Here is a 3,296-nt window from a genome sequence, read left to right as displayed (position 1 = left end):
GTTTCAGTCTATCACGCTCCTCCTTCGATAATCGAACGATGTACTTTTTCATCGACCACCTCCTTGTTTGCACAAATATAGCGCAAACAATTTCGGAAGTCAATGACATGCCCAATAATATCATGTTGACGGGACACTAGTATATGGCTGGATGATCTCTACAACATGCGGTTTACTGTGGAGGGAGTGCCGCGTCTGCTCAGCGAGATACGGATGATGTTCTGGAGTGGCTACCCGGAGTGGAATTGCACCGGGAACGGAGTCACTGTCTTCGTCTGGAATAGTGAGGGAGGGTATCCCGGTCAAGTGATCGACTCGGTAGTCGTGCCATGTGACAGCATAATCTACGCCGAGCTGCCGATAGGTCCCGAGGACTGGACAGCACTCGATGTGACGGACCTCGGTATCGTGGTCTCCGGCGATTTCCACATCGGCTTCACGGTAACCGATCAGATGCAGAATTCAATGGCGATTATTTCCGATAACGGTGAGGGACATTCAGAATGGGAGAAGGAAAGGTCTTCGGAGTACTGGTGGGAGGAAGAGGGCTGGGGTTCAATGCTGCACTACTGGGGGACTGATTATGCTTTCATGATAGAAGCCGTCTTCTGCCCGGCCGGTCAACCGTTCGATGTGACCTTGATAGCCTCAAATGGAACAGATACCGACACACTCGCGAAGCCAGCCTCCGTCTACGTAGCGCCGTGCATAGACAGTGACGGGGATGGATACGGCGACCCGGAATACTCAAGCAACTATTGCCTGCCCGACAACTGCCCCTATGTCTACAATCCCGACCAGCACGACGGAGACGGAGACGGCATTGGTGACTCATGCGATCTGTGCACTGATTCAGACGAAGATGGTTACGGCGATCCCGGGTATCCCAACAACACGTGTCCGACAGACAACTGCGTCACCGTCCACAATCCTGATCAGGCAGACGGTGACGCCGATGGAAGAGGCGATGCATGTGATCCGCTTGGGAGCTTTTCGGCCTCATTGACATCAGGTCGCAAACCTCTGCCGATCGAATTCACCCCGGATTGGGGTGTTACGCCTGAGGCGGTCGAGTGGTATTTCGGTGACGATGATTCGAGCACACTTTTCACTCCCCTGCACAAGTACCAGGAGGAAGGCGACTACACTGTGACGCTGATCGCTGAGGCGTTCGGCGTTGTTGACACAGCCATCAGAGTTGATTACATCCATGTCTCTGACATCAGGGCGGAATTCGGAGCTGATGTCAGATGTGGTGATTCACCTCTGGTCGTGAGCTTCTCTGACAGTTCGACCGGCTCCGCTTCAATCACGAGCTGGAGCTGGGATATGGGGGACGGCAGTACGAGTGATCAGCAGAATCCATCCTACGAATACACCGGCAGCTCTTCGTACGATGTGACTCTGATCGTGGCAGACGGTATAGGAGCTGATACGCTCACCAAACCGGGGTACATCACGACTCAGGAGACTCTCTCGGCGGACTTTTTTGGAACGCCGACTAGCGGCAGATCACCTCTCACAGTGATGTTCGAGCCGGTTCTTGACGGCACCGCGAACGAGTACTTCTGGGATTTCGGTGACGATGATACCAGCGATGTAGCAAACCCGATCCACACTTACACGCAACAGGGCAAGTACGATGTAAAGTTGCGAGCAAGGCTACAGCTTGACGGCTGTGACCAGGTAGATTCTGTTATCAAAGCCGATTACGTTTTCGTCAATGACCTTCAGGCGAGATTAGACGCCGCTCCAAGAGCGGGTGTGCAGCCGCTTTCGGTTCAGTTTACTGACGAAAGTCCCGGTAGTCCGACTTCATGGTACTGGGACTTCGGTGATGAGAACACGGATGCAGCGCAGAACCCTGTACATCAGTATGACACTGCAGGCACATACAGTGTGTTTCTGAGAGTGACCAATTCCCTTGCCTCTGACAGTGTCCTGAAGCTTTCTTATATACGGGTGGACACCTCGTATGCTGACCTAGCAGGGGCAATAAGTGATGCGGGTGGTGCGCGGCCAGGTTTCAGTTTCGGGTTCAATTGCTTCTGGACTAACATAGGTACCTTCCAGGCGGATGACTGCACGCTTAGGGTCCTTCTGCCGACAGAGATTACGTTCCTTGACGTAACTCCAGAGACTATCAATACCGGTTCCTATAGTGGCTACAGTCTCGCTGGTGACACGGCAGTAATGCCACTTGGTACGATTGACCCATCAGGTTGGTATGGTGGATATGTGTTGGTGTGGGGTAATCTCCCTGAAACGGTTCCGATCGGACATATCCTTGAATGCAAGTCCTGGCTAACGTCTGCGGCACCTGAAGCGGATATCTCGAACAACGAGATCGTGCATTATCGAGAGGTCGTCGGCTCGTGGGATCCCAACGACAAGATTGCCGATCCGGGCGAGAAGTTGCCAGTCTATGACATCGCCCCCGACCAGAGGCTGGAGTACACTGTGCAGTTCGAAAACAAGCCGGAAGCTACGGCCGAAGCGATCTACATCCGTGTAGTTGATACGCTAGACACTGACCTGGACTGGGGAACGCTAGCAATCGGCCCAATGAGCCATCCTGAGAACTGCGTTGTAGACTTCGACCCTTACACTGGAGTCATCGAGTGGTATTGCGACAGCATAATGCTTCCACCGAATGAGAATCCGCCAGAGGGTGAGGGGTATTTCACGTATTCGATATCGCCCAAGGACGGCCTGCCGATCGGTACGGAGATTGCAAACAAAGCGTTCATCCGATTCGACTACAATCCGTGGTTGCAGGCACCAGAGGTTGGCCCATTGATCAGGACGATTAGCCTGCCCTCCATGTGCGGCGATGCCGATGCTAGCGACGGAGTAGATATTGATGATGTTGTTTATCTCATAAACTACATTTTTGTCGGTGGGCCGGAACCGGTGCCGTACGAATCCGGTGACTCTGGTTGTTCCGGCAGTATCGATATCGATGACGTTGTGTATCTCATCAGCTACATCTTCTCCGGCGGCAACGCGCCGTGCGATACTGATGGAGATGGGGTGCCGGATTGCTGATGGAAATGAAACGCACTTCTCCGGCAGTACACTTTAGAAGATATCCTGTTTCCAGAAGAAGAAGGGCGAACTCGCAAGGACAAGCCGTTTGCAGCGTGGACAAGGATGCGCGACATTTTGGACAAAGGTGAATTGCTGGACGTGCCCGCTGTGCCTTTCATAAATGTCGTCCGCGTTGCCCTATTTGCAGTTACCTTTCTCATATTGTATCATACATTCCATGCTATTTCTTCTCCTGCGCACACTTC

At 52.9% G+C, this 3,296-nt stretch carries 1 protein-coding gene; it reads left to right on the top strand.

The annotated features are described in order from the left end of the window. Nucleotides 1-165: 165 nt before the first annotated feature. Nucleotides 166-3,048, top strand: coding sequence for a PKD domain-containing protein (locus KKH67_02085; GenBank protein ID MBU1317964.1), 2,883 nt, complete (start codon nt 166-168; stop codon nt 3,046-3,048). Nucleotides 3,049-3,296 lie beyond the last annotated feature (248 nt).

Source organism: Candidatus Zixiibacteriota bacterium (assembly GCA_018820315.1).
GTDB lineage: Bacteria > Zixibacteria > MSB-5A5 > JAABVY01 > JAHJOQ01 > JAHJOQ01.
This window is presented reverse-complemented; position numbering and strand designations above follow the sequence as displayed.